27 protein-coding genes are annotated in these 24189 nt (G+C 70.1%); 4 read left to right on the top strand and 23 right to left on the bottom strand.

Annotated elements, in window-relative coordinates; all coding sequences use genetic code 11:
- Window positions 1–60: 60 nt before the first annotated feature.
- Window positions 61–615, top strand: a complete 555-nt coding sequence (locus AB0E91_RS07710) for a hypothetical protein (RefSeq protein WP_361776742.1) — start codon at window positions 61–63, stop codon at window positions 613–615.
- Between the two features lie 11 nt (window positions 616–626).
- On the opposite strand, the gene AB0E91_RS07715 is transcribed toward AB0E91_RS07710, so the two are convergent.
- The 9 genes from AB0E91_RS07715 to AB0E91_RS07755 all read right to left on the bottom strand — a co-directional run bounded on the left by AB0E91_RS07715 (window position 627) and on the right by AB0E91_RS07755 (window position 10214).
- Complete coding sequence (locus tag AB0E91_RS07715) at window positions 627–800, bottom strand: hypothetical protein (RefSeq protein ID WP_361776745.1); 174 nt, start codon at window positions 798–800, stop codon at window positions 627–629.
- Between the two features lie 182 nt (window positions 801–982).
- Window positions 983–1495, bottom strand: a complete 513-nt coding sequence (gene tsaE / locus AB0E91_RS07720) for a tRNA (adenosine(37)-N6)-threonylcarbamoyltransferase complex ATPase subunit type 1 TsaE (protein ID WP_361776748.1) — start codon at window positions 1493–1495, stop codon at window positions 983–985.
- On the bottom strand, window positions 1461–2714 hold the full coding sequence (locus AB0E91_RS07725) for an alpha/beta hydrolase (RefSeq protein WP_361776751.1): 1254 nt from the start codon (window positions 2712–2714) through the stop codon (window positions 1461–1463). The genes tsaE and AB0E91_RS07725 overlap by 35 nt, the downstream gene beginning before the upstream one ends.
- Before the next feature lie 128 nt (window positions 2715–2842).
- Window positions 2843–4009, bottom strand: a complete 1167-nt coding sequence (gene alr, locus AB0E91_RS07730; RefSeq protein WP_361776754.1) for an alanine racemase — start codon at window positions 4007–4009, stop codon at window positions 2843–2845.
- Between the two features lie 104 nt (window positions 4010–4113).
- Window positions 4114–5562, bottom strand: a complete 1449-nt coding sequence (locus tag AB0E91_RS07735; RefSeq protein WP_361776756.1) for an NAD(P)H-hydrate dehydratase — start codon at window positions 5560–5562, stop codon at window positions 4114–4116.
- Window positions 5563–5608: 46 nt separating this feature from the next.
- Complete coding sequence (locus AB0E91_RS07740; RefSeq protein WP_161178984.1) at window positions 5609–5980, bottom strand: holo-ACP synthase; 372 nt, start codon at window positions 5978–5980, stop codon at window positions 5609–5611.
- 30 nt (window positions 5981–6010) lie between these two features.
- A complete protein-coding gene (gene glmS / locus AB0E91_RS07745) occupies window positions 6011–7858 on the bottom strand; it encodes a glutamine--fructose-6-phosphate transaminase (isomerizing) (RefSeq protein WP_361776761.1) in 1848 nt (615 codons plus the stop codon).
- Between the two features lie 107 nt (window positions 7859–7965).
- Window positions 7966–8769 carry a hypothetical protein gene (locus AB0E91_RS07750; protein WP_361776764.1) on the bottom strand — a complete coding sequence of 268 codons (804 nt, stop codon included), beginning with the start codon at window positions 8767–8769 and terminating at the stop codon, window positions 7966–7968.
- Window positions 8770–9008: 239 nt separating this feature from the next.
- Complete coding sequence (locus AB0E91_RS07755; protein WP_361776767.1) at window positions 9009–10214, bottom strand: acyltransferase; 1206 nt, start codon at window positions 10212–10214, stop codon at window positions 9009–9011.
- A 199-nt stretch (window positions 10215–10413) separates the two neighbouring features.
- Here AB0E91_RS07755 and coaA point away from each other — a divergent pair, with 199 nt between their 5' ends.
- Together coaA and AB0E91_RS07765 are read left to right on the top strand one after the other, a co-directional pair.
- Window positions 10414–11403: a type I pantothenate kinase gene (gene coaA / locus AB0E91_RS07760; protein ID WP_361776770.1), complete on the top strand. Its 990-nt coding sequence runs from the start codon at window positions 10414–10416 to the stop codon at window positions 11401–11403.
- A gap of 22 nt (window positions 11404–11425) precedes the next feature.
- Window positions 11426–12355: a DUF389 domain-containing protein gene (locus AB0E91_RS07765; protein ID WP_361776773.1), complete on the top strand. Its 930-nt coding sequence runs from the start codon at window positions 11426–11428 to the stop codon at window positions 12353–12355.
- Here AB0E91_RS07765 and glmM read toward each other — a convergent pair.
- The 3 genes from glmM to rplM form a co-directional block, all read right to left on the bottom strand.
- Complete coding sequence (gene glmM / locus AB0E91_RS07770) at window positions 12352–13710, bottom strand: phosphoglucosamine mutase (RefSeq protein ID WP_361776776.1); 1359 nt, start codon at window positions 13708–13710, stop codon at window positions 12352–12354. The genes AB0E91_RS07765 and glmM overlap by 4 nt on opposite strands.
- 178 nt (window positions 13711–13888) lie before the next feature.
- Entirely contained in the window at window positions 13889–14410 is a 522-nt protein-coding gene (rpsI, locus tag AB0E91_RS07775; protein WP_161178976.1) for a 30S ribosomal protein S9, read from the bottom strand.
- 42 nt (window positions 14411–14452) lie between these two features.
- Entirely contained in the window at window positions 14453–14896 is a 444-nt protein-coding gene (gene rplM / locus AB0E91_RS07780) for a 50S ribosomal protein L13 (protein ID WP_053748093.1), read from the bottom strand.
- A 331-nt stretch (window positions 14897–15227) separates the two neighbouring features.
- Here rplM and AB0E91_RS07785 point away from each other — a divergent pair, with 331 nt between their 5' ends.
- Window positions 15228–16097 (top strand): hypothetical protein, encoded by an 870-nt coding sequence (locus AB0E91_RS07785; protein ID WP_361776781.1) that lies wholly within the window; start codon window positions 15228–15230, stop codon window positions 16095–16097.
- 43 nt (window positions 16098–16140) lie between these two features.
- Here the strand turns inward: AB0E91_RS07785 and truA are convergent, their stop codons facing one another.
- From truA to rplO, 11 genes are all read right to left on the bottom strand, one after another.
- Window positions 16141–16995 carry a tRNA pseudouridine(38-40) synthase TruA gene (truA, locus tag AB0E91_RS07790; protein WP_361776784.1) on the bottom strand — a complete coding sequence of 285 codons (855 nt, stop codon included), beginning with the start codon at window positions 16993–16995 and terminating at the stop codon, window positions 16141–16143.
- Between the two features lie 91 nt (window positions 16996–17086).
- Window positions 17087–17572: a 50S ribosomal protein L17 gene (gene rplQ, locus AB0E91_RS07795; protein WP_018543923.1), complete on the bottom strand. Its 486-nt coding sequence runs from the start codon at window positions 17570–17572 to the stop codon at window positions 17087–17089.
- A gap of 179 nt (window positions 17573–17751) precedes the next feature.
- On the bottom strand, window positions 17752–18774 hold the full coding sequence (locus AB0E91_RS07800; protein ID WP_161182732.1) for a DNA-directed RNA polymerase subunit alpha: 1023 nt from the start codon (window positions 18772–18774) through the stop codon (window positions 17752–17754).
- A 127-nt stretch (window positions 18775–18901) separates the two neighbouring features.
- A complete protein-coding gene (rpsK, locus tag AB0E91_RS07805) occupies window positions 18902–19306 on the bottom strand; it encodes a 30S ribosomal protein S11 (protein WP_003956432.1) in 405 nt (134 codons plus the stop codon).
- Window positions 19307–19375: 69 nt separating this feature from the next.
- A complete protein-coding gene (gene rpsM, locus AB0E91_RS07810; RefSeq protein ID WP_020132619.1) occupies window positions 19376–19756 on the bottom strand; it encodes a 30S ribosomal protein S13 in 381 nt (126 codons plus the stop codon).
- Between the two features lie 185 nt (window positions 19757–19941).
- A complete protein-coding gene (rpmJ, locus tag AB0E91_RS07815; RefSeq protein ID WP_003998809.1) occupies window positions 19942–20055 on the bottom strand; it encodes a 50S ribosomal protein L36 in 114 nt (37 codons plus the stop codon).
- 59 nt (window positions 20056–20114) lie between these two features.
- Window positions 20115–20336, bottom strand: coding sequence for a translation initiation factor IF-1 (gene infA / locus AB0E91_RS07820; RefSeq protein WP_004927214.1), 222 nt, complete (start codon window positions 20334–20336; stop codon window positions 20115–20117).
- A 293-nt stretch (window positions 20337–20629) separates the two neighbouring features.
- Window positions 20630–21466 (bottom strand): type I methionyl aminopeptidase, encoded by an 837-nt coding sequence (gene map / locus AB0E91_RS07825; RefSeq protein ID WP_361777374.1) that lies wholly within the window; start codon window positions 21464–21466, stop codon window positions 20630–20632.
- A 99-nt stretch (window positions 21467–21565) separates the two neighbouring features.
- A complete protein-coding gene (locus AB0E91_RS07830) occupies window positions 21566–22231 on the bottom strand; it encodes an adenylate kinase (RefSeq protein ID WP_361776789.1) in 666 nt (221 codons plus the stop codon).
- Window positions 22231–23544: a preprotein translocase subunit SecY gene (gene secY, locus AB0E91_RS07835; RefSeq protein ID WP_361776792.1), complete on the bottom strand. Its 1314-nt coding sequence runs from the start codon at window positions 23542–23544 to the stop codon at window positions 22231–22233. Before secY ends, AB0E91_RS07830 begins: the two co-directional genes overlap by 1 nt.
- 187 nt (window positions 23545–23731) lie before the next feature.
- Window positions 23732–24187: a 50S ribosomal protein L15 gene (gene rplO, locus AB0E91_RS07840; protein ID WP_361776796.1), complete on the bottom strand. Its 456-nt coding sequence runs from the start codon at window positions 24185–24187 to the stop codon at window positions 23732–23734.
- Window positions 24188–24189: the final 2 nt, after the last annotated feature.

Genomic DNA, 24189 nt, shown 5'->3' on the forward strand with positions numbered 1-24189 from the left:
ACCGGCTGCTACGGTCTGCACGAAGTACGACATATGGGCACGAGGCGAAGGCGGTCCCACGTGGCAGGCACCAGCTCGGGAATCGTGGCCGGCCTCACCGCGGCCGCCCTCGGCACCGTCGCCCTCCTCGCCTGGCAGGCGCAGGCCACCGTCCCCCCGGGCATGGGCCGCGTCAAGGCGAACGCCTCCCCCTCCCCCGCCGCCAAGGCCCCGCGCGACAGCCGCCACCCGACCGCGCTGCCGCGCGACTCCGGCAAGGGGGAGCGGGTCGTGTACTCGGTGGACGACGACCGGGTCTGGCTGGTGGACGACCACGAGCGCGTACAGCGCACCTTCCGGGTACGCCCCGGACAGGTGGACCCGCGCCTCGGTGCGTACTGGGTGACCTCGCGCTCCAAGCAGGTCCCGGGCACCGACGGGGTGCTCGTCGAGCACGTGGTCCGCTTCGCCACGCGGAACGGCGTGACGATCGGCTTCAGCGCGGCCACCGACGACGATCCGGCGCAGACGGACTCCGGCTCGGTGAAGACCGGCGGCATCCGTGAGACCCGGCCGGACGGCGACGCCATGTGGCGGTTCGCGACGATCGGCGTGCCGGTGGTGGTGATCCGCTGACCCCGGCGGGGTCAGGCCGCCTCGCGGTGGTCCGGGGTGTGTTCGGCCGGGTCCGGGGCGGGAGGCGGGGTGGAGACCGCTTTCGCCGCCGCGCACGAGGCCAGCAGGTCGCGCATCGACACCTGCGGGGTCACCGGGGCGTGTCCGGCCCGCTCGGGCCGGGCCGTGGGACGTGGAGCGGACATGGCGCCTCCTGAGCTGCGGGGGCGGGTGTGCTTAGGTATGCCTAACCACGGGCTGGCTACCATGTGACCACGCCCGGTACGTCCCGCGCAATACGATCCCGACAGCATGTCGGGATATGGACGCGGGCCCACCCCTCGGCCCCACTCCGCGGCGGCCCCGCCCTTCGGCACCCCTCGGCGCCTCAGCCCTCCAGCGCGCCCAGGTCGGTCTCCGCCCACCGCTTGCCGAGCCCGGTCACCGTCACGTGCCGTACCTCGTCGGTGGTGTCCCCGACCGCGCGGTCGATCAGGACCTCCAGGCGGTCGTCGGTCAGCTCCTCGACCTTGCCCTCGCCCCACTCCACGACGATCACCGACTCGGGCAGCGACACGTCGAGGTCGAGGTCCTCCATCTCGTCGAGGCCGCCGGCGAGGCGGTAGGCGTCGACGTGGACCAGTGGCGGCCCGTCCACCAGGGAGGGGTGGACCCGCGCGATCACGAAGGTCGGCGAGGTGACCGCGCCGCGCACCCCGAGCCCCTCGCCGAGCCCTCGGGTCAGCGTGGTCTTGCCCGCGCCCAGCTCCCCGCTGAGCATCACGAGATCGCCCGCGCGCAGCAGCCCGGCCAGGTGGAGGCCGAGCCGGCGCATCTGCTCGGGGGAGGTGACGGTGAGCCGGATCTCAGCCGGGCTGTGCGGTGCTGCTGCCTCTTCCATAGGCACTTACGGTAGCCCCTGCCGGTACCGCTCCCGCGCGGGTGAGCAGGTCCGCGAGCCGGTCGGTGACGACCTCCGGATGCTCCAGCATCACCAGGTGCCCGGCGTCCGGCACGAGCACCAGCTCGGCCTCCGGCAGCAGGTCCGCCATCGCCTCGCTGTGCTCGCTCGGCGTCACCAGGTCCCGTACCCCGGCGAGCACGAGCACCGGGATGTCCCGGAAGGCGGCCAGCGCCTCGGTCTTGTCGTGGTCGGTGAAGGCCGGGTAGAACTCGGCGACCACGTCGATCGGCGTGGACTCGATCATCCGCTCCGCGAACCGCGCGATGGCCGGGTCGATGTCCCGCCCCGCGAACGAGTACCGCTTGATCACCCCGGCGAACAACTCGGCGGTGGCCCGGCGCCCCTTCTCCACCAGCTCCGCCTGCTGTCCGAGCGCCTTCAGCACGCCCGGCAGGACGCGGCGCACCGCGTTGACCCCGGCCAGCGGGAGGCCGAAGTTGACCTCGCCGAGCCGCCCGGAGGAGGTCCCGACGAACGCGGTGGCGACGACGCGGTCCCGGATCAGCTCCGGGAACTGTGCGGCGAGCGCCATCACCGTCATGCCGCCCATGGAGTGGCCGACCAGCACGATCGGACCCTCGGGCACGGCCGCGTCGAGCACCGCCTTCAGGTCGCGGCCGAGCTGGTCGATGGTGACGGGCACGCCGTCACGAGTCTGGGCCACACCCCGCCCGGAGCGGCCGTGGCTGCGCTGGTCCCAGTGGACGGTGCGGACGACGCCGCGCAGGGCGGCCCGCTGGAAGTGCCAGGAGTCCTGGCCGAGGCAGTAGCCGTGGCAGAAGACGACGGTCACGGGGGCGGGGGCCTTGCGGCCGAAGAGCCTGCGGCGGCGCGGGGAGACGTTCGGACCGGGGTCGGGCTCGATGTCGTCGACCTCGTAGTACAGCTCCGTGCCGTCGTCCGCCATGGCCTTGCCGGGGGTTCCGCGCAGGGTGCCGTAGGGGCCCGCCGAGTCCAGGGCGAGCTGGGCCTTGCGGCGCATCCCGCGTCCGACCGTCATGCGCTCGATGGCCACCCCGGCGGCGGCGCCCGCGGCGAGGACGCCTATCGCGGCCCCGGCGAGACCGGTCGCCCGGCGCCAGCTCCCCGCCGCCTCCCCGGCGGCGGAGACCGCGGCGACGGCCCCGGCCACGCCCTCCGCACTGCTCTCGCTCACGTACCGCTCCTCCTCGCCGTACCGCCGTGCTCAGATCTTCGCCGTACTCATGTTCGTAAAAACGAAAAAAGGGGGACAGGACTCACCCAGGGCGCCACGGGGCTCAACTGCCCGGCCCGGCAGGGTGGTTATTCCCCTTCTTCCCCGTTCAGGTGCACGCGGGGCACACGGGTGCCGATGCGGGTGACGATCTCGTACGCGATCGTGCCGCACGCCTGTGCCCAGTCCTCGGCGGTGGGCTCGCCCGCGTCGCCGGGGCCGAACAGCACCGCGTCCGTGCCCGGCTCGGGCTCGTCGCCGCCGAGGTCGACCACGAACTGGTCCATCGCGACCCGGCCCGCGACAGTGCGCCACTTGCCCTCGACCAGCACGGGGCCGGTGCCCGAGGCGTGCCGGGGAATGCCGTCCGCGTAGCCGACCGGGACGAGGCCGAGGGTCGTCTCGCCGGGGGTCGTGTAGTGGTGGCCGTAGCTGATGCCGTGGCCGCCGGGCACCCGCTTGACCAGGGCCAGCGAGGCGCGCAGCCTCATCACCGGGCGCAGTCCGAAGTCGGCCGGGGTGCCGATCTCCGGGCTCGGCGAGACGCCGTACATCGCGATGCCGGTGCGCACCAGGTCGAAGTGGCTCTCCGGAAGGGTCAGCGTGGCCGGGGAGTTGGCGATGTGCCGCACCTCGGGGCGCAGGCCCTGCTCCTCGGCGTACGCGGTCATCTCGCGGAAGCGGTCGAGCTGGGCGGTGATGGAGGGGTGGCCCGGCTCGTCGGCGCAGGCGAAGTGGGACCACAGCCCGGTGACCTTGATCAGCCCGGCGGACTCGGCCTTCAGCGCCTCGGCGACCAGTTCGGGCCAGTCGGCGGGCTGGCAGCCGTTGCGGCCGAGGCCGGTGTCGGCCTTGAGCTGCACACGGGCGGTACGGCCCGCCGCGCGGGCGGCCTCGGTGACCTCGCGCAGGGCCCACATCCCGCTGACCGACACGTCGAGGTCGGCCTCGATCGCCTGGCGCCAGGGGCCGCCGGGCACCCAGAGCCAGCACATGATCCGACCCGGCAGCCCGGCCGCGCGCAGCGCGAGGGCCTCCTCGGGCGTGGCGGTGCCCAGCCAGGTCGCCCCGGCCGCGAGGGCCGCGCGGGCGCAGGGCACCGCGCCGTGGCCGTACGCGTCCGACTTGACGACGGCCATCAGGGCCGCGCCCTTCAACCGGGCGCGGAGTGCCCGTACGTTGGCGCGCAGGGCACCCAGATCGATCTCGGCGCGGGCGCGCAGGGGCGCCGTCGGCACAGCTGCTGTCTCGTTCATGGCGCCCCCAGTCTCTCAGAGGCACCGCCCGGCCCCCGGAAGCACTCCTCGGCGGTCCTGTCCCGGGTGCGCGTCCCCCGGATGCCCACCCATGCCGATGGGGCTCAGTCCCGGTCAAGCTCCCGCCGTACGTCCCGCCACGCCTCCGGCAGCCGGTCGGAGATGTCCATGGCGGCGATCGGCGCGCCCCGCGAGGCGAACCGCCCGGCGAGGCCATGCAGATAGGCGCCCACGCTGCCCGCGTCCAGCGGGGAAAGGCCGGACGCGAGCAGCGAGCCGGTGAGTCCGGAGAGGACGTCGCCGCTGCCGGCGGTGGCGAGCCAGGCGGTGCCGGTGGGGTTGACGCGGACCGGGCCGCCGTCGGGAGCGGCGATCAGTGTGGTCGAGCCCTTGAGCAGGACCGTCGCCCGGTAGACGGCCGCCAGTTCGCGCACCGAGGCGAGCCGGTTCGCCTCGACCTCCTCGCGGCGTACGCCCAGCAGGGCGGCGGCCTCGCCCGCGTGAGGGGTCATCAGGGTCGGTGCGCTCCGCCCGCGTACCGCGTCCCGGTCCGCGAGCCGGAGTCCGTCGGCGTCCAGCAGGACCGGTACGTCCGCGCCGAGCACCTTGGCGACGGTGGCCGCGTCGTCCCCGGCGCCGGGTCCGGTCACCCATGCCTGCACGCGGCCCGCGTGGTCGGGGCCCTGGTCGGAGACGAGCGTCTCGGGGAACCGGGCGATCACCGCGTCCCCGGCCGGTCCGACGTACCGCACGGCGCCCGCGCCCCCGCGCAGCGCGCCGGAGACGGCGAGCACGGCCGCGCCGGGGTAGCGCGCGGACCCGGCGGCGACGCCGAGCACCCCGCGCCGGTACTTGTCGCTCTCCGCCGAGGGCACCGGCAGCAGCCGGGCCACGTCCGCGTGCTGCAGGGCCTCCACGGCCGGTTCCGGCGGCAGTTCGAGCCCGATCCCGACGAGGCGGACCGCTCCCGCGTACTCGTGCCCGGGGTCGATCAGCAGGCCCGGCTTGTACGCCCCGAAGGTGACCGTCAGATCGGCGCGCACGGCCGCGCCGCGCACCTCACCGGTGTCCGCGTCCACCCCGCTGGGCAGGTCGACGGCGACGATCCCGGCCCGCGCCCGCTCGGCGGCCTCCACCAGCCGCCGGGCGTCGGGGCGCAGCCCGCCCTTGCCGCCGATGCCGACGATGCCGTCGAGGACGAGACCGGCCCGCTCGACGGCCTTGACGGCGTCCCCGGGGTCTGTGACGACGCCGCCCCCCGCCCTTCGCAGCGCCTGGAGTCCGCCCGTGTGCGCCCGGTCGGGTGAGAGGAGTACGGCGGTGACGCCCGCGCCGCGCCGGGCCAGCCGGGCCCCGGCGTACAGCGCGTCGCCGCCGTTGTCGCCGCTGCCGACGAGCAGCACCACCCGGCTGCCGCGCAGCCGCCCCAGGAACTCCGCCGAGGCCGCGGCGAGACCGGCCGCCGCCCGCTGCATGAGGGTGCCCTCGGGCAGCCGTGCCATCAGGGCCCGCTCGGCCGCCCGTACCGTTTCCACGCTGTACGCCGTACGCATGTCTTCGAGTCTGCCCCGCGAGCGCGGCCCCGCGCACCCGGGTGGATCAGTTCTCGGCGATGACCACGGCCGAGGCGACACCCGCGTCGTGGCTGAGGGAGACGTGCCAGGACCTGACGCCCAGCTCGGCCGCGCGGGCGGCCACCGTGCCCTTGACCCGCAGCCGAGGCTGCCCGCTGTCCTCGACGTACACCTCGGCGTCCACCCAGAGCAGCCCGGACGGCGCGCCCAGCGCCTTGGCCAGCGCCTCCTTGGCCGCGAACCGCGCCGCCAGGGAGGCGATCCCGCGCCGCTCACCGCCCGGCAGCAGCAACTCCCCCGCCACGAACAGCCGGTCGGCAAGCCCGGGCGTGCGCTGCAGAGCCGCCCGGAACCGCTCGATCTCGGCCACATCGATCCCGACCCCGACAATGCCCATGCGAGGAGCCTAAGGGGCGTTTCTGCCGGACTATTCCACCGTCACCGACTTCGCGAGGTTCCTCGGCTGGTCGACCTCGTTGCCGCGGGCGGCGGCCAGTTCGCAGGCGAAGACCTGGAGCGGGACCGTGGCGACCAGGGGCTGGAGCAGGGTGGGCGTGGCCGGGACGCGGATGAGGTGGTCGGCGTACGGGACCACCGCGTCGTCGTCCTCGTCGGCGATGACGATGGTGCGGGCGCCCCGGGCGCGGATCTCCTGGATGTTGGAGACGATCTTGTCGTGCAGGACGGAGCGGCCGCGCGGTGAGGGTACGACCACGACCACCGGGAGGTCCTTCTCGATCAGCGCGATCGGACCGTGCTTCAGCTCGCCCGCCGCGAAACCCTCGGCGTGCATGTAGGCGAGTTCCTTGAGCTTGAGGGCGCCTTCGAGGGCGACCGGGTAGCCCACATGGCGGCCGAGGAAGAGGACCGTGTCGTGGTCCGCCAGGGAGCGGGCCAACTCCCGTACTGGCTCCATGGTTTCGAGGACCCGCTCCACCTCGCCGGAGATCCGGGACAGGTCGCGTACGACCGCGCGGATCTCGTCGCCCCACTTGGTGCCGCGCACCTGGCCCAGATAGAGGGCGACGAGGTAGCAGGCGACCAGCTGGGTCAGGAACGCCTTGGTGGAGGCGACGGCGACCTCGGGACCGGCGTGCGTGTAGAGCACCGCGTCCGACTCGCGCGGGATGGTGGAGCCGTTGGTGTTGCAGATGGCCAGCACCTTGGAGCCCTGCTCGCGGGCGTGCCGGAGCGCCATCAGCGTGTCCATGGTCTCGCCGGACTGGGAGATCGCGATGACCAGGGAGCGGCCGTCCAGGATCGGGTCGCGGTAGCGGAACTCGCTCGCCAGCTCGACCTCGCAGGGGATGCGGGTCCAGTGCTCGATGGCGTACTTGGCGATCAGGCCCGCGTGGAAGGCCGTACCGCAGGCGACGATGACGACCTTGTCGACCTCGCGCAGCTCGGCCGCGTCGATGCGCACCTCGTCCAGGGTGAGCGAGCCGGACGGGTCGACGCGGCCCAGCAGCGTGTCGGCGACGGCCTTCGGCTGCTCGGCGATCTCCTTGAGCATGAAGTAGTCGTAGCCGCCCTTCTCGGCGGCCGAGACGTCCCAGTCGACGTGGAAGGCGCGGACCTCGGCCGGGGAGCCGTCGAAGCCGGTCACCGTCACGCCCTCGCGGCGCAGTTCGACGACCTGGTCCTGGCCCAGCTCGATGGCGTCCCGGGTGTGCGCGATGAACGCGGCGACGTCGGAGGCGAGGAACGCCTCGCCGTCCCCGACGCCCACCACCAGCGGGGAGTTGCGGCGCGCGCCGACGACCACGTCCGGGGCGTCGGCGTGCACGGCGACCAGCGTGAAGGCGCCCTCCAGACGGCGGCACACCAGCCGCATCGCCTCGGCGAGGTCGGCGGTCGCGGAGTACTCCTCGGCCAGCAGGTGCGCGACGACCTCGGTGTCGGTCTCGGAGGCCAGTTCGTGCCCGCGCTCGGCGAGTTCGGCCCGCAGCGCCGCGAAGTTCTCGATGATGCCGTTGTGCACGACGGCCACCCGGCCCGCGTTGTCCAGGTGCGGGTGCGCGTTGGCGTCCGTCGGGCCGCCGTGCGTCGCCCACCGGGTGTGCCCGATGCCGGTCGTCCCGGCCGGAAGCGGCCGTTCGGCCAGCTCCTTCTCCAGGTTGACCAGCTTCCCGGCCTTCTTGGCCGACGCCAGTCCCCCGTCCGCGAGCACCGCGACCCCGGCGGAGTCGTACCCCCGGTACTCCAGCCGCTTCAGACCCGCCATCACGACTTCGAGCGCCGAACGCGCTCCCACGTAACCCACGATTCCGCACATGCGCGGCAGCCTACGGTCCGTCAGCTGTCAAAAACGGGCTCTCTGTGCCCGAATTCGGAAATTCCCACCGGTGCACGAAGCACCGGCGGGAACACCGAGGGGGCGATTCAGCCCAGCTTGCCCATCTGTGCCGCGATCGCGTCGGCCGGGACCGTGAAGTCCTTGCCCGTGGCCGCGGAGGCGAAGTTCATGACACTGAAGGTCGCGAGCGTGGCGCCCTTGCGGAGGGCGACGAGCTTGACCGGAGCCTTCACACCGTCCCCGGCGTCCAGGGTCAGGGTGATCGCGGCACCCTCGTCGCCACCCTGCGGCGCGCGGGCGACGGCGGCCTTGGTGTACGTGGCCTTCTCACCGTCCACGGTGGCCGTGAAGCCGCCGGCGCACTTCCCGGCGGCCGCGGTCAGGCCCTTCAGCGCCTCCTCGGCGCCACCGTCCTTGTAGGAGGCGAGGTTGACCACCATCTTCTCCTTGTCGAGCGAGGCCACCAGCGCGTCCTCGATCTTGGCACCGGCGACCGGCGGCTTCGCGTCGCCCATCCAGGACCGCTTGACCGTCGCCACGGGCTCACCCTGCGCCACACCGGCCTGGGCGTAGGCCAGCGGCAGGCAGGCCGCGTTGTCCGCCTTGACCCGCTCCTTGGCGATGTCGTCCGTCGCCGCGAGCTTGGCGGGGACCTTGCCCTTCTTGACGTCCGCCTGGGCCAGCGCGGCCTTCTCCAGCTCGGCGGCGGTCAGCGGCTTGGCCACCGGAGCGGCGGCCACGGAGGCGGAGGCGGAGGCGGAGGCGGTCGAGTCTCCCTTGCCCTCCGCACCCTTGGCCCCGTCGTCGGAGCCGCCACAGGCGGTGGCGAGCAGAGCGAGGGCGGCGGAAGCAGCGACGAGACCGGCACGGCGGGCGGCAGTGGTACTCACGTGGGGACTCTCTCTTCGGGCCTGCGGAAGGAACCCGCGGCAATGGCCTGCGCTTTACGCACAGTTGCCTCGCACTTTAATCACAGATACCCCACAGATGATCATCCGATGACCATCCGGCTCCGGACCGTGACGATCATGTGATCTCCGCGAGGGCTCCTCGTCCGCCACAAGGCGGAGGCGCACCGCGTGGACGGCAATCCGTCCGCGGTGCGCCTCCGTGCCCGGCGTCGGAGTGTTCAGCCCCGGCGCGTGGCAGGTGCCTCCAGACCGAAGGAGGCGCTGTTCAGCCAGCGCCGCATGTACAGCGCGATCGGGCGCTCGACGAGCCGGTGCACCACGTAGGACAGCACGACCAGTCCGGCCACCGTCGACACGACCAGGACACGGGGGTCGATCCGGTCGCCGAAGTGGTGGACGATGGTCAGGCCGATCACGTCGTGCAGCAGGTACAGCGGGAAGGTCAGCGTGCCCGCGACGCTCAGCCACCGCCACTGGATGCGGCTGGTCCAGCCGAGCGCGATGGCGGCGATCAGCGCGAAGCAGCCCGAGATCGCCAGCACCAGCCAGCCCCGCCACGGGTGCCAGGTGGCCCAGTTGAGGCGGCCGCCGTGCGGGGTCAGGACGAAGTGCATCGCCAGCAGCCACGACATGAGGACGATCCCCCACAGCAGCGGGGTCGGACGGAACCGGTACATCAGGTAGAAGGCCATGCCCGCGATGAAGTACGGCGCGGAGGTCGGGTTGACCAGGACCGTCATCAGGGGAAGGTGAGCGGCCGGCGCGAGCACCGCGGCGACCGTCCAGATGCCGCAGAAGACCGCCACCCGGGTGTAGGTCAGGCCCATCCACACCACGATCGAGAAGGTCAGGTAGAAGCAGAGCTCGGGCCAGAGCGTCCAGTACACCGCGTCCAGGTTGGGCACGCCCAGCGGCTTCTGAAGCATCGTGAGGTTGGCGAAGAGCACCCGCGGGTTGGGGTTCCCCACCGGGGAGTGGAACAGGTAGATGACGGCCGCCGACACCAGCACGCCGATCCAGTACATCGGGTAGAGCCGGGTGACGCGGGATATGAAGAAGTCCCGCGGGGACCGGCCCCACGCGCTCATGCAGATGACGAAGCCACTGATGAGGAAGAACAGGTCGACACCGAGCCGGCCGTAGGCCAGATAGCGGTGCGAGTCGGGGAAGACCGCCTGGTACGGGCGCCCCCAGATGTGCTCCATGGTCGCCGGGACCTGGCCGGTGAAGTGGAAGACCACCACCGCGACCGCGGCCAGGAACCGCAGCCCGTCCAGCGCGGCCAGCCGCCCCTTGCGGCGGGCGGGGGCGGCCTCCTTCTGTGCCGAGGGCGCCTGGGACACCCGGACATCTGCGGTGGCGGTCTCCTCAGCGCTTCGCTCGTCGGTCTTTTCGGCCACCGCCGTGTCATCCCTCAGGGTCATCCATCCACCGTTTCAGTACCAGTCTCTGCGTCCGTGCTGTGCGAACTCACGCTCACATGACAGCCAGGCAGGAGGAACGGTTGCCCTGCCGTCTCCGGACAACCTTCGACCCTGCCACACAGGACGCTCACACCCTTCATCCGCCCGACGTGACCGACCCCACCTCCCTGCCCCGTTCAAACTCCGTTAACAATGGAATGTGATCTCACCGGTCTCCGAGTTCCCGAGGAGCGCCCACCGGCACCGGCCGGAGGCGACTCCCTATGTCGACCTCACCCGTGCCGAATGGAGCGCCCTGCGCGACAAGACGCCGCTGCCGCTCACCGCCGAGGAGGTGGAGAAGCTGCGCGGGCTGGGCGATGTGATCGACCTCGACGAGGTGCGGGACATCTATCTGCCGCTCTCGCGCCTGCTGAATCTCTACGTCGGCGCCACCGACGGCCTCAGGGGGGCGCTGAACACCTTTCTCGGCGAGAAGGGCTCCCAGTCCGGGACGCCCTTCGTGATAGGCGTCGCGGGCTCCGTCGCGGTCGGCAAGTCCACCGTGGCCCGTCTCCTCCAGGCCCTGCTGTCCCGCTGGCCCGAGCACCCCCGCGTCGAGCTGGTCACCACGGACGGCTTCCTGCTCCCGACCAAGGAGCTCCAGGCGCGCGGCCTGATGTCCAGGAAGGGCTTCCCGGAGTCCTACGACCGCCGCGCCCTGACCCGCTTCGTCGCCGACATCAAGGCCGGCAAGGACGAGGTGACCGCCCCCGTCTACTCCCACCTGATCTACGACATCGTCCCCGACGAGAGGCTCACGGTCCGTCGCCCGGACATCCTGATCGTCGAGGGCCTGAACGTCCTCCAGCCCGCCCTGCCCGGCAAGGACGGCCGCACCCGCGTCGGTCTCGCGGACTACTTCGACTTCAGCGTGTACGTCGACGCGAGCGCCGAGGACATCGAGCGCTGGTACCTCAACCGCTTCAAGAAGCTCCGCCAGACCGCCTTCCAGGACCCGGACTCGTACTTCCGCAAGTACACCCAGGTCTCCGAGGAGGAGGCCATGGACTACGCGCGCGGCCTGTGGCGCACGATCAACAAGCCGAACCTCGTCGAGAACATCGCCCCCACCCGCGGCCGCGCCGGCCTCGTCCTGCGCAAGGGCCCCGACCACACGGTCCAGAGACTCCGCCTGCGCAAGCTGTAGCGGCTCCGGTTGGATGGGCGCCATGCTGCATCTGCGCCTGATCACCCCGCCCGACCGCACGGACGACGCCGTACGTCTGATCGAGGACACCGTCGGCACCACCCATCTGGTGGTGCTGCCCGGTGCCGCCAGGAACCCGGCAGGGGACGTGGTGATGTGCGACGTCGCACGGGAGGCGGGCGACGAGCTGCTCTCCGGTCTCCAGCGGCTCGGCATCGACGACGACGGCTCCATCGCCGTGGAGGACATCGACCTGTCGCTGTCCCGTCGGGCCGACCGGGCCGAGGAGGAGGCACCCGGCGAGGCGGCGGACGCCGTGCTGTGGGAGCACCTGGTCGAGGAGACCCACGAGGAGTCCACCCTCTCGGTCACCTATGTCGCGTTCCTCGCCATCGCCACGATGATCGCGGCCTGCGGTGTCGTCCTGGACAACGCGGTGCTGATCGTGGGGGCGATGGCGGTGGGGCCGGAGTTCGGGCCACTGGCGGGCATCAGCACCGCTCTGGTGCGGCGCAAGCCCCGGCTCGCGGCCCGCTCGCTCATCGCCCTGCTGGTCGGCTTCGCCGCCGCGATGGCGCTGACGGCCGGTTTCGCCGTCCTCATGGACGCGGCCGGGCTGTTCAGTGAGGCGCAGCTGGAGGGCGACCGCCCGAACACCGCGTTCGTCTACGCGCCGGACGCGTTCTCGTTCGTGGTCGCACTGCTCGCGGGCGCCGCCGGCACCCTCTCGCTGACCTCGGCCAAGTCGGGTGCCCTGGTCGGCGTCGCCATCTCGGTGACGACGGTCCCGGCAGCCGCCAACGCGGCCGTCGCCCTGGCCTACGGCGACACGAACCAGACCGTCGGCTCCAGCGAACAGCTCCTGCTGAACCTGCTCGGCATCGTGCTCGCGGGCGTCCTGACCCTCCTGGCCCAGAAGTGGTACTGGGCCAGGAAGGGCAGCACGAGTTAACCCAGCGCCGACTTCACGGCATCGGCCAGCCGTCCCGCCACCGAGCGGGCCTGGTCGATGTCGGCGGCCTCGACCATCACACGGACCAGCGGCTCGGTGCCGGAGGGGCGCAGCAGCACCCGGCCGGTCTCGCCCAGCTCGCGCTCGGCCTCGCCGACGGCCGCCGCGAGGTCGGCCGAGGTCTGGACCCGGGACTTGTCGACGTCCGGGACGTTGATCAGGATCTGCGGCAGCCGCTCCATGACGGAGGCCAGCTCACGCAGCCCGCGCCCGGTCTCGGCGACCCGCGCGGCAAGGAGCAGACCGGTCAGCGTGCCGTCGCCGGTGGTCGCGTGGTCCAGGATGATGACGTGCCCGGACTGCTCGCCGCCCAGCGCGTAGCCGTGCTGCTTCATTTCCTCCAGCACATAGCGGTCGCCGACCCCCGTCTGCACCAGCCGGATGCCCGCCCGCTCCATGGCCAGCTTGAAGCCCAGGTTCGACATGACGGTCGCGACCACGGTGTCCGAGCGCAGCTCCGAGCGCTCGCGCATGGCCAGCGCGAGCACGGACAGGATCTGGTCGCCGTCCACCTCCTCGCCGGTGTGGTCCACGGCCAGGCAGCGGTCGGCGTCGCCGTCGTGCGCGATGCCGAAGTCGGCGCCGTGCTCGATCACGGCGGCCTTCAGCGGGCCCAGGTGGGTCGAGCCGCAGCCGTCGTTGATGTTCAGGCCGTCCGGCTCGGCGCCGATCGTGACGACCGTCGCACCGGCCCGCGCGAACGCGGCCGGGGAGACACCGGCGGCCGCGCCGTGCGCCTCGTCCAGGACGATCTTCAGTCCGTCGAGGCGGTTCGGCAGCACCGACAGCAGATGCGCGACATAGGTCTCGAAGCCCTCGTCGTACGTGCGCACCCGGCCGACCCCGGCACCGGTGGGCCGCTCCCAGGGCTCACCGTGGCGGTGGGAATCGTAGACCGCCTCGATACGGTCCTCCAGGTCGTCGGCCAGCTTGTGACCGCCGCGCGCGAAGAACTTGACGCCGTTGTCCGGCATGGCGTTGTGGCTCGCGGAGAGCATCACGCCGAGGTCCGCGCCGAGCGCGCCGGTCAGATGCGCCACGGCGGGCGTCGGCAGCACGCCCACACACAGCACGTCCACGCCCGCACTGGCCAGACCGGCCACCACGGCCGCCTCCAGGAACTCCCCGGACGCCCGCGGGTCGCGGCCGACCACCGCCTTCGGCCGATGGCCCGCGAAAGTACCCGCCTCGGCCAGCACATGCGCCGCCGCGACGGACAGGCCGAGCGCCATCTCGGCCGTCAGGTCCGCGTTGGCGACGCCACGCACGCCGTCGGTGCCGAAGAGTCGTCCCACTTGTCCTCCTGAAGAAGCGCAACTGCTGCGAGGAATCATGGCATGTGCCAGAGCATCCAATCGCACAAGCCTTTGAGCGTCTTGTGTCGTTATACGCCCTTGACGGAGATAAACGAACGCCCCGGCGGCACACAGGCGTGCCGTCGGGGCGTTCGGAGTACGCGCGAAGCGCCGCTGTTTAGCGCTTGCTGTACTGCGGGGCCTTACGGGCCTTCTTCAGACCGGCCTTCTTGCGCTCGACCGCACGGTCGTCGCGCTTGAGGAAGCCGGCCTTCTTGAGGGCGCCGCGGTTGTTGTCCACGTCGGCCTCGTTCAGCGCACGGGCGACACCGAGACGGAGCGCACCGGCCTGGCCGGAGACACCGCCACCCGCGATGCGGGCGATGACGTCGTAGCGGCCCTCGAGCTCGAGCACCTTGAAGGGCTCGTTGACTTCCTGCTGGTGCACCTTGTTCGGGAAGTAGTCCTCGAGGGTGCGACCGTTGATCTTCCACTTGCCGGTGCCCGGAACGATCCGGACGCGGGCGATGGCGTTCTTCCGACGGCCCAGGCCGGCGGCCGGCTGGGGCTCACCGAAGCGGGACGCGACGGACTCCGAGGTGTACTCACCCTCGACGGGGAGCTCGGTCTCGGTGGTGTAGCTCTCGATGTCGACGAGCTCGGTCTCTTCGAGCGGCTGCTCGGCAGTGGTCTCGGCCACGATTCTCCTCAGATTCTGTTCAGTCTTAGGGGGCGGCCGGAATTACTGCGCGACCTGGGTGATCTCGAACGGCACCGGCTGCTGGGCAGCGTGCGGGTGCTGGTCGCCCTTGTAGACCTTCAGCTTCGAGAGCATCTGACGGCCGAGGGTGTTCTTGGGGAGCATGCCCTTGACGGCCTTCTCGATGGCCTTCTCGGGGTTCTTGTCGAGCAGCTCGTCGTAACGGACCGAGCGCAGACCACCCGGGTAACCGGAGTGGCGGTACGCCATCTTCTGGGTCCGCTTGTTGCCGGACAGGTGCACCTTGTCGGCGTTGATGATGACGACGAAGTCACCGGTGTCGACGTGCGGCGCGTAGATCGGCTTGTGCTTGCCGCGCAGCAGGGAGGCGGCGGTGGTGGCCAGGCGGCCCAGGACGATGTCCTGAGCGTCGATGACGTGCCACTGGCGCGTCACATCGCCGGGCTTGGGGCTGTACGTACGCACGGTTCGTAGCCTTCGCTTCGAGTGAATGGTCCTGAACAGGTCACCGAAACGATCACGACAGCCTCGATCGCACTGCGGTGACGCAACCGCGTGCAGATCGCTGGTCATCGGCCCGGTGGACCGGTGTAAGGGCCCGTCCCGTGAGAATGAGCAAGCCAATACACAACGAGGAGCCAGCCTACCGGGGCACCCCCGGACGGGTCAAAACGCGCCGGAACCAAAACCCGGCGCGCCGAGATGTTCCCCCCTGCGCGGAAGGTCCCCGTATCGCCTCCCGCGCCCGTCCCCTCGGGCGTACCGGCACCCTCGGGGCCCCTCTAAGATGCGCCCCATGAGTTACGGGCAGGGGGGCTCCCAGAATCAGTGGGATCCCTGGACACCTCAATCCGAACAGCCGTGGAGCGCCAAGAGCGGCGACGGGTCTCCCGACTGGGCCGCACTCGCGGACCAGTCCGAGAACCGGAGCAAGCGCCGCAAGGTGCTGCTCATCGTCGGCGGCGCCCTGGCCACGGCCGCGATAGGCACGGCCGTCGCGATGGCCGTCGTCAACGCGGGCGACGACGACACCGCCGGCGGCCCCTCCGCCCTGCCCCCGAGCGCCTCGCTGCCGGGCACCGCCACGGCGCCGTCCTTCGAGCCGACCAGCGCGCCGCCCCCGCTGGACCCGAAGGACTTCATCTCCAGCGCCAAGAAGGACACCGCCGCGCTCAGCCCCGAGACCCTGTTCCCGGGCACCCAGCTCACCATGGGCGAGACGGTGTACAAGAAGGGCGCCACCGCCGACACGAAGAACTGCGCCTCCGGCGCGCGCGGCACCCTGCCGAAGCTCCTCACCGCGAACAAGTGCACCCGTCTGATGCGGGTCAGCTACGTCGACGACGGCGTCGCGGTCACCGCGGGCGTGGCCGTCTTCGACACCGCGGCCGAGGCCACCGCCTTCAAGGGCCAGACCGACACGAAGAGCATCATCTCCTCGCTGTCCGGCAAGGGCGTCAAACCCTTCTGCGAGTCGGCGATCTGCCGCACCACGACCAACACCCTCGGCCGGTACGCCTACTTCACCACCGCGGGCTTCACCAACGGCAAGGACGTCACCCTCAAGGACAACAAGGTGTTCTCGGCGGGCAACGACCTGGCGCAGTTCACCTTCCGCCAGCTCCTGCGCCGCGGCGAGGCCCAGGCGTCGGCCGCCGCCAAGTAGCCGCGAGGGGGCTCCCCCGGGCCCCCGCGCCGCCTCCCGTGGCTCAGCAGCACCCCGTCGACGGCAGCGAGCGGCGGTTCCGGGCCTCCTTGTTCCGGGCGGCCAGCAGGTCGTCGGCCGGGTAGCCGACCTCCTCCAGGGTCAGCCCGTGCGGCCGTACGACATGCACGGCCGAGTCCCGCACCCCGGCCGCCAGTACCTTGCCCGGCCACTCCGGTCCCCGGTGCCCGTCGCCGACGAACAGCAGCGCGCCGATCAGCGAGCGGACCATGTTGTGGCAGAACGCGTCCGCGCGGACCGTCGCCGTAATGACCCCGTCCGCACCGCGCGTGAGGCTCAGCTCCTGGAGCGTCCGGATGGTCGTCGCGCCCTCGCGCCGCTTGCAGTACGCGGCGAAGTCGTGCTCGCCGAGCAGCACGCGCGCGGCCTCGTTCATGGCGTCCACGTCGAGCGGCCAGTCGTGCCACAGCACATGGTTGCGCAGCAGCGGGTCGACACCGCCGGGGTTGTCGGTGACGCGGTAGGCGTAGCGCCGCCAGACCGCCGAGAAGCGCGCGTTGAACCCGGGGGGCGCCTCGGTCAGGCTCCACACCCGTACGTCCTTGGACAGCCGCCCGGCGAGCCGCTTCAGCAGCTTCTCCCGGTGCTCGGCCCACACGTCCTCGGGCAGGTCGACGTGCGCGACCTGGCCGCGCGCGTGCACCCCGGCGTCCGTGCGCCCGGCCACGGTCAGCTCGTACGTCTCCTTCGACCGCGTGACCGTCCTGAGGGCGTCCTCGATCTCCCCCTGCACGGTCCGCCTCCCGCCGGCCTGCTTGGCCCAGCCGTGGAAGTCGGTGCCGTCGTACGACAGGTCGAGGCGGATACGGACATGGCCGGGCTGTGCTTCGTCACTCACAGGGAAATCCTCTCAGGGCGCCGCCCATGGAAAAACAAGAGAACGGGCCCGCCCCGGAGGGCGGACCCGTTCTCACGCGTCAGGCAGTGCCTCAGGCGTCCTTGGACTCCTCGGCGGGGGCCTCGACGGCCTCGGTCTGCTCGACCTTGGCCTCCTCGGCCTCCTTGACCGCACGCTTGGTGGCGGCCTCGGCCTCACCGGTCGCCTGCTGGGCGACGGTCAGGGCCTCGACCAGCTCGATGACGGCCATGGGCGCGTTGTCGCCACGGCGGTTACCGATCTTGGTGATGCGGGTGTAACCACCGGGGCGGTTCTCGTAGCGCGGGGCGATCTCGGTGAAGAGCGTGTGGACGACGCCCTTGTCCGTGATGACCTGGAGCACCTGGCGGCGGTTGTGAAGGTCACCCTTCTTCGCCTTGGTGACCAGACGCTCGGCGTACGGGCGCAGGCGGCGGGCCTTGGCCTCGGTGGTGGTGATGCGGCCGTGCTCGAAGAGGCTCTTCGCGAGGTTCGCGAGCAGCAGCTTCTCGTGCGCGGCACTGCCGCCCAGACGGGCGCCCTTGGCAGGCTTCGGCATGGTGTTTCTCCTAGGTGTCTGCCCCGGCCGTGTCAGGTACCGAAGTCAGTATCCGAGCGAGCGGTTGCTCGTCGAAGATCCGAGCAGGCCCCGAAGGGGCCCGCTCGGAAGGGGCGCGGGGAACTGCGCGACCAGCCACAACCGGCCCGCAGACGCAGTACGGCCTCCCCGCGGAGCGCTCAGTACTGCTCGGTCTCGACGAACCCGGCGTCCGCGTCGTCGTCCGCACCGAACGCGTCGGCGGCGGCGGTCGGGTCGAAGCCGGGAGGCGAGTCCTTGAGCGCAAGGCCCATACCCGCCAGCTTCGCCTTGACCTCGTCGATGGACTTCGCACCGAAGTTGCGAATGTCGAGGAGGTCGGCCTCGGAGCGGGCGACGAGCTCACCCACGGAGTGGATGCCCTCGCGCTTGAGGCAGTTGTACGACCGAACGGTGAGCTCGAGCTCCTCGATCGGCAGCGCCAGGTCGGCGGCAAGGGCGGCGTCCGTGGGGGACGGGCCCATGTCGATGCCCTCGGCGTCGATGTTCAGCTCGCGGGCGAGACCGAACAGCTCGACCAGGGTCTTACCGGCGGACGCCATGGCGTCGCGCGGGCGCATGGCCTGCTTGGTCTCGACGTCGACGATCAGCTTGTCGAAGTCGGTGCGCTGCTCGACACGCGTGGCCTCGACCTTGTACGTGACCTTGAGAACCGGCGAGTAGATGGAGTCGACCGGGATACGGCCGATCTCCTGGCCCACCTGCTTGTTCTGCACGGCGGAGACGTAGCCGCGACCGCGCTCGACGGTCAGCTCCATCTCCAGCTTGCCCTTGCCGTTGAGCGTGGCGAGGACGAGGTCGGGGTTGTGCACCTCGACACCGGCCGGGGGCGCGATGTCGGCGGCGGTGACCAGACCCGGGCCCTGCTTGCGCAGGTACATCACGACCGGCTCGTCGTGCTCCGAGGAGACGACCAGCTGCTTGATGTTGAGGATCATGTCCGTGACGTCTTCCTTGACACCCGGCACGGTGGTGAACTCGTGCAGGACGCCGTCGACGCGGATGCTGGTGACAGCGGCGCCGGGGATGGACGACAGGAGGGTGCGGCGGAGGGAGTTGCCGAGGGTGTAGCCGAAGCCCGGCTCCAGCGGCTCGATCACGAACCGGGAGCGGAACTCGTCGACGACCTCTTCGGTCAGCGAGGGACGCTGAGCGATCAGCATGTTGTGATCCTTCAGTCAGGGGCGCCCACTATTTGACGCCCGACTTGTACTGCAAGGGTACGGGCGGCACGGCCCTTTTACAGTGCCGTACCGCCCGGAACCAAAGCTCTGCAGAAGCAGCCGTGCGTCAGACGCGGCGGCGCTTCGGCGGGCGGCAGCCGTTGTGCGGGGTCGGGGTGACGTCCTGGATGGAGCCGACCTCAAGGCCCGTGGCCTGCAGGGAGCGGATCGCGGTCTCACGACCGGAACCCGGGCCCTTCACGAACACGTCGACCTTGCGCATGCCGTGCTCCTGGGCGCGACGGGCAGCCGACTCGGCAGCCATCTGCGCGGCGAACGGCGTGGACTTCCGGGAGCCCTTGAAGCCGACGTGGCCGGCGGAGGCCCAGGAGATCACGTTGCCCGACGGGTCCGTGATGGAGACGATCGTGTTGTTGAACGTGCTCTTGATGTGCGCGTGGCCGTGAGCGACGTTCTTCTTTTCCTTGCGGCGCACCTTCTTGGCAGCGCCCTGACGACCCTTGGGGGGCATCTAAAACTCCTACGGGGAGGTGGTCGGTCCTACAGCGAAGACCGCTGATGAAGCGTTGTCCGCTGAGGACTACTTCTTGCCCGGCTTCTTCTTGCCGGCGATGGCGCGACGCGGGCCCTTGCGGGTGCGGGCGTTGGTGCTGGTGCGCTGACCGCGGACGGGCAGACCACGACGGTGACGGAGACCCTGGTAGCAGCCGATCTCGACCTTGCGGCGGATGTCGGCCTGGATCTCGCGACGGAGGTCACCCTCGGTCTTGATGTTGGCGTCCACGTACTCGCGGATCGCGACGAGCTGCTCTTCGCTCAGGTCGCGGACGCGGGTGTTCGGGTCGACGCCGGTCGCAGCCAGCGTCTCCTGGGACAGGGTCCGGCCGATGCCGAACACGTAGGTGAGGGCGACCTCCACGCGCTTTTCGCGCGGGATGTCAACACCGGAAACGCGTGCCATTCAATGGCTCCTGGTGATCTTCGGAGGTCTTCCACAGAACCGGTCCCCGGCCGCCGTACTAGGTACGAACCGGGTCCTCGGCCTCCGAACCGAGGGTGTCGAGCTGGATGGCTCGGGCTCTGCGTATGAACATATTCAGCTATGCGTCGCGCGAATCTCTGCGGTGCAGAGGGATCGGTCGTGCGTCAGCCCTGGCGCTGCTTGTGGCGCGGGTTCTCGCAGATGACCATGACCCGGCCGTGACGGCGGATCACCCTGCACTTGTCGCAGATCTTCTTGACGCTCGGCTTGACCTTCATGGGTGAGGTTCTCCGGGTCAGTGCCATCACCCCGGCGGCTGCCGGGATGCGGGCAAGATCTACTTGTAGCGGTAGACGATCCGGCCACGCGTCAGGTCGTACGGAGACAGCTCCACCACGACCCGGTCGTCAGGGAGGATGCGGATGTAGTGCATACGCATCTTGCCGCTGATGTGTGCCAGAACCTGGTGGCCGTTCTGGAGCTCGACCCTGAACATGGCGTTCGGAAGAGACTCGACGACAGTGCCCTCGATCTCGATGGCACCTTGCTTCTTGGCCACGCTTCGCCCTTCGAATCGACTACCTTGATCGACTCTCTCACTTACCCCGAAGGGCGGGCTGCGAGCGCATGAGGACATGCGGGTGCACGAGAGCCGACGAGTCAGTCTACGTCAGCGCACCCGAAAAACACGAATCGCAGAAGTCTGCCCTGCCCAACAGATCATCATGCACACCGGGGCCCACCACTATGCCTGTGGGGGGGGCTCGCCGCTGTCGCTGTGGGCAGTCGTTCCGCAGGGCGGAACGGGTGGGCACAGCGGCACCACCCGCAGCCGACGACGGCGCCCGCCCCCTAGGCCAGCGGATCCGGCGCAGCGGTCACGCCGTACTCGGCAAGCTTCGCCTTACCCCCGTCAGGCGCCGTGAGCACCAACGGCCCCTCGGCCGTAAGCGCGACAGAGTGCTCCCAGTGCGAGGACCACGTGCCATCCGTCGTGATGACCGTCCAGTCGTCGGAGAGAACCTCCGTACGCGGCGTCCCCAGAGAAACCATCGGCTCGATGGCGAGGCAGAACCCCGGCACCAGCTTCGGCCCCTTCCCCCGCCGCCGCTCGACGTAGTTCAGCAGATGCGGGTCCATGTGCATCTCGGTCCCGATGCCGTGACCGCCGTAGTCCTCGATGATCCCGTACCGCCCGCCACCCGGCTTCGGCTGCCGGCGGATGTACGTCTCGATGGCACGGGAGATGTCCACCAGCCGGTTGCCCTGCTTCATCGCCGCGATGCCCGCCCACATCGACTCCTCGGTGACCCGGGACAGCTCGATCAGCTCGGGCGCGTGCCCGGAACCGACGAACGCCGTGTACGCCGCGTCGCCGTGCCAGCCGTCGACGATCGCGCCGCAGTCGATGGAGATGATGTCGCCGTCCTTGAGGACGACGTCGTCGGAGGGGATGCCGTGGACGACGACCTCGTTGGCCGAGGTGCAGATCGTCGCGGGGAAGCCGCCGTAGCCCAGGAAGTTCGACTTGGCGCCGTGCTCGTCGAGCACCTTGCGGGCGACCTGGTCCAGGTCGCGCGTGGTGGCGCCGGGCACCGCCGCCTCACGGGTGGCCGCGTGGATCGCGGCGACGACCAGCCCCGCCGCACGCATCTTGGCGATCTGCTCGGGGGTCTTGATCTGCACCATGGGGGGCCTGCGCTCTCCGTCACTCATCGGCTGGGGTTAGGGACACAACACTACGGCCGCGGCGCCCTTGAGGGACACCGCGGCCGGAGGTACCGCTTGTTACTCGTTCTCGCTCTGCTCGCTCTTGAGGGCGGCCAGCGCGCGCTCGGTGATCTCGTCCACCGGACCGAGCGAGGAGATCGTCACGACCAGGCCCTGGGACCGGTAGTAGTCGATGATCGGCTCGGTCTGCGTGTGGTAGACCTCCAGCCGCGTACGGACCGTCTCCTCGGAGTCGTCGTCGCGCTGGTACAGCTCGCCGCCGCAGACGTCGCAGACGTTCTCCTGCTTCGACGGGCTGTACGTCACGTGGAAGACGTGCGAGGAGTCGTTGCGGCAGATGCGCCGGCCGGCGATCCGCTTGACGACCTCGTCCTCCGGGACCTCCAGGTCCAGCACCGCGTCGAGCTTGATGCCCTCGCCGCGCAGCAGCTCGTCCAGCGCCTCGGCCTGCGAGACGTTGCGCGGGAAGCCGTCGAGCAGGAAGCCGCCCTCGGCGTCCGGCTGCTCCATGCGGTCCTTGGCCATCGCGATCGTGACCTCGTCGGGTACGAGGTTTCCGGCGTCCATGAAGGACTTCGCGAGTTTGCCCAGCTCCGTCTGCCGGCTGATGTTGGCGCGGAACAGGTCGCCCGTGGAGATGTGCGGGACGGACAGAGTCTCGGCGAGGCGGACGGCTTGCGTTCCCTTACCGGCACCGGGCGGCCCGACGAGGACGATACGCATCAGCGGAGGAACCCTTCGTAATTGCGCTGCTGGAGCTGGCTCTCGATCTGCTTCACGGTCTCCAGGCCGACACCCACGATGATGAGGATGCTGGTCCCGCCGAACGGGAAGTTCTGGCTTGCCCCGAAGCCGGCCAACGCCATCGTCGGCACAAGAGCGATCAGACCCAGATACAGCGAACCCGGCCAGGTGATCCGGTTGAGCACGTAACTCAGGTACTCAGCGGTCGGTCGGCCAGCCCGGATGCCCGGGATGAAGCCACCATACTTCTTCATGTTGTCCGCGACTTCCTCGGGGTTGAACGAGATGGCCACGTAGAAGAACGCGAAGAACACGATCAACAGGAAGTAGAGCGTGATGTAGACCGGGTGGTCGCCCTTGGTGAGGTTCGCCGTCACCCACTGCTTCCAGCCCGAGTTCCCGCCCGCGAACTGCGCGACCAGGGCCGGGATGTAGAGCAGCGACGAGGCGAAGATGACCGGGATGACACCGGCCTGGTTCACCTTGAGCGGGATGTACGTCGAGGTGCCGCCGTAGGACCGGCGACCGATCATGCGCTTCGCGTACTGCACCGGGATACGGCGCTGGGCCTGCTCCACGAAGACGACGAGCGCGACCATGACCAGGCCGACCAGGATGACGGTGCCGAACTCGATCCAGCCGTCGGCCAGGGTGCCCTGCTTCTTGATGGCCCACAGCGCGGACGGGAAGGTCGCGGCGATCGAGATGAACATCAGGATCGACATGCCGTTGCCGATACCGCGGTCGGTGATCAGCTCACCGAGCCACATGACGACACAGGTACCGGCGGTCATGCAGATCACCATGGTGATCGTGATGAAGATCGACTGGTCCGGGACGATGCTCCCGGCGGCGGTGCAGCCGTTGAACAGCGCGCCGGTGCGGGCGGTGGCGACCAGGCCGGTGCCCTGGAGGATGGCGAGCGCCACGGTCAGATAACGCGTGTACTGCGTGATCTTCGCCGTGCCGGACTGCCCCTCCTTCTTGAGGGCTTCCAGACGCGGAATCACCACGGTGAGCAGCTGAAGAATGATGCTCGCCGTGATGTACGGCATGATGCCGAGAGCGAAGATCGTGATCTGCAGCAGCGCGCCGCCGCTGAACATGTTGACCAGTCCGAAGAGGCCCTGATTGCCGGACGCCTCGGTCACGCAGGTCTGGACGGCCTTGTAATTGACGCCGGGGATCGGGATGTGGGTACCGACCCGGTAGACCACGATGATGCCCAGCGTGAAGAGCAGCTTCTTGCGCAGGTCGGGCGTCCTGAACGCCCGGGCGAACGCGGTGAGCACGGTGCCTCCTGCGACCCCCGCGCAACTGCGTCAAGGGTGACGGTCTAGAGGTTCGACGAATACGAAAAAGAACAGTGCAGGCCACCTTACCGGCGACACTGCCCCCCTAGGAACGACCAACCGGGGATACCTCATTGTGAGGTATCCCCGGTCGGGATCGTCTATGTCATCGAGAGACCTGAGGGACTCAGACCAGCTCGGTGACCGTACCGCCGGCGGCGGTGATCTTCTCCTTGGCGGAGTCGGAGACGGCGTCCACCGTCACCTGCAGCGCCACGGAGATCTCGCCCTGGCCGAGGACCTTGACGAGGCTGTTCTTGCGAACGGCACCCTTGGCCACCAGACCCTCGACGGTGACCTCGCCACCCTCGGGGTAGAGCGAGGCCAGCTTGTCGAGGTTCACGACCTGGAACTCGGTCTTGAACGGGTTCTTGAAGCCCTTCAGCTTCGGAAGACGCATGTGGAGGGGCATCTGGCCACCCTCGAAGCGCTCCGGAACCTGGTAACGGGCCTTCGTACCCTTGGTACCACGACCGGCCGTCTTACCCTTCGACGCCTCACCACGACCCACACGGGTCTTGGCGGTCTTGGCGCCCGGGGCGGGACGGAGGTTGTGGATCTTGAGCGGGTTGTTCTCCGCCATGA

It is taken from the genome of Streptomyces sp. NPDC026659, from assembly GCF_040638245.1.
Classification (GTDB): Bacteria; Actinomycetota; Actinomycetes; order Streptomycetales; family Streptomycetaceae; genus Streptomyces.

Coding starts and splice junctions, on each gene's coding strand:
- AB0E91_RS07715 (WP_361776745.1), bottom strand. CDS start 800: ATGTCCGCTCCACGTCCCACGGCCCGGCCCGAGCGGGCCGGACACGCC.
- tsaE (WP_361776748.1), bottom strand. CDS start 1,495: ATGGAAGAGGCAGCAGCACCGCACAGCCCGGCTGAGATCCGGCTCACC.
- alr (WP_361776754.1), bottom strand. CDS start 4,009: ATGAACGAGACAGCAGCTGTGCCGACGGCGCCCCTGCGCGCCCGCGCC.
- AB0E91_RS07735 (WP_361776756.1), bottom strand. CDS start 5,562: ATGCGTACGGCGTACAGCGTGGAAACGGTACGGGCGGCCGAGCGGGCC.
- AB0E91_RS07740 (WP_161178984.1), bottom strand. CDS start 5,980: ATGGGCATTGTCGGGGTCGGGATCGATGTGGCCGAGATCGAGCGGTTC.
- glmS (WP_361776761.1), bottom strand. CDS start 7,858: ATGTGCGGAATCGTGGGTTACGTGGGAGCGCGTTCGGCGCTCGAAGTC.
- AB0E91_RS07755 (WP_361776767.1), bottom strand. CDS start 10,214: ATGACCCTGAGGGATGACACGGCGGTGGCCGAAAAGACCGACGAGCGA.
- AB0E91_RS07765 (WP_361776773.1), top strand. CDS start 11,426: ATGCTGCATCTGCGCCTGATCACCCCGCCCGACCGCACGGACGACGCC.
- AB0E91_RS07785 (WP_361776781.1), top strand. CDS start 15,228: ATGAGTTACGGGCAGGGGGGCTCCCAGAATCAGTGGGATCCCTGGACA.
- rplQ (WP_018543923.1), bottom strand. CDS start 17,572: ATGCCGAAGCCTGCCAAGGGCGCCCGTCTGGGCGGCAGTGCCGCGCAC.
- AB0E91_RS07800 (WP_161182732.1), bottom strand. CDS start 18,774: ATGCTGATCGCTCAGCGTCCCTCGCTGACCGAAGAGGTCGTCGACGAG.
- rpsK (WP_003956432.1), bottom strand. CDS start 19,306: ATGCCCCCCAAGGGTCGTCAGGGCGCTGCCAAGAAGGTGCGCCGCAAG.
- rpsM (WP_020132619.1), bottom strand. CDS start 19,756: ATGGCACGCGTTTCCGGTGTTGACATCCCGCGCGAAAAGCGCGTGGAG.
- rpmJ (WP_003998809.1), bottom strand. CDS start 20,055: ATGAAGGTCAAGCCGAGCGTCAAGAAGATCTGCGACAAGTGCAGGGTG.
- map (WP_361777374.1), bottom strand. CDS start 21,466: ATGGTGCAGATCAAGACCCCCGAGCAGATCGCCAAGATGCGTGCGGCG.
- AB0E91_RS07830 (WP_361776789.1), bottom strand. CDS start 22,231: ATGCGTATCGTCCTCGTCGGGCCGCCCGGTGCCGGTAAGGGAACGCAA.
- rplO (WP_361776796.1), bottom strand. CDS start 24,187: ATGGCGGAGAACAACCCGCTCAAGATCCACAACCTCCGTCCCGCCCCG.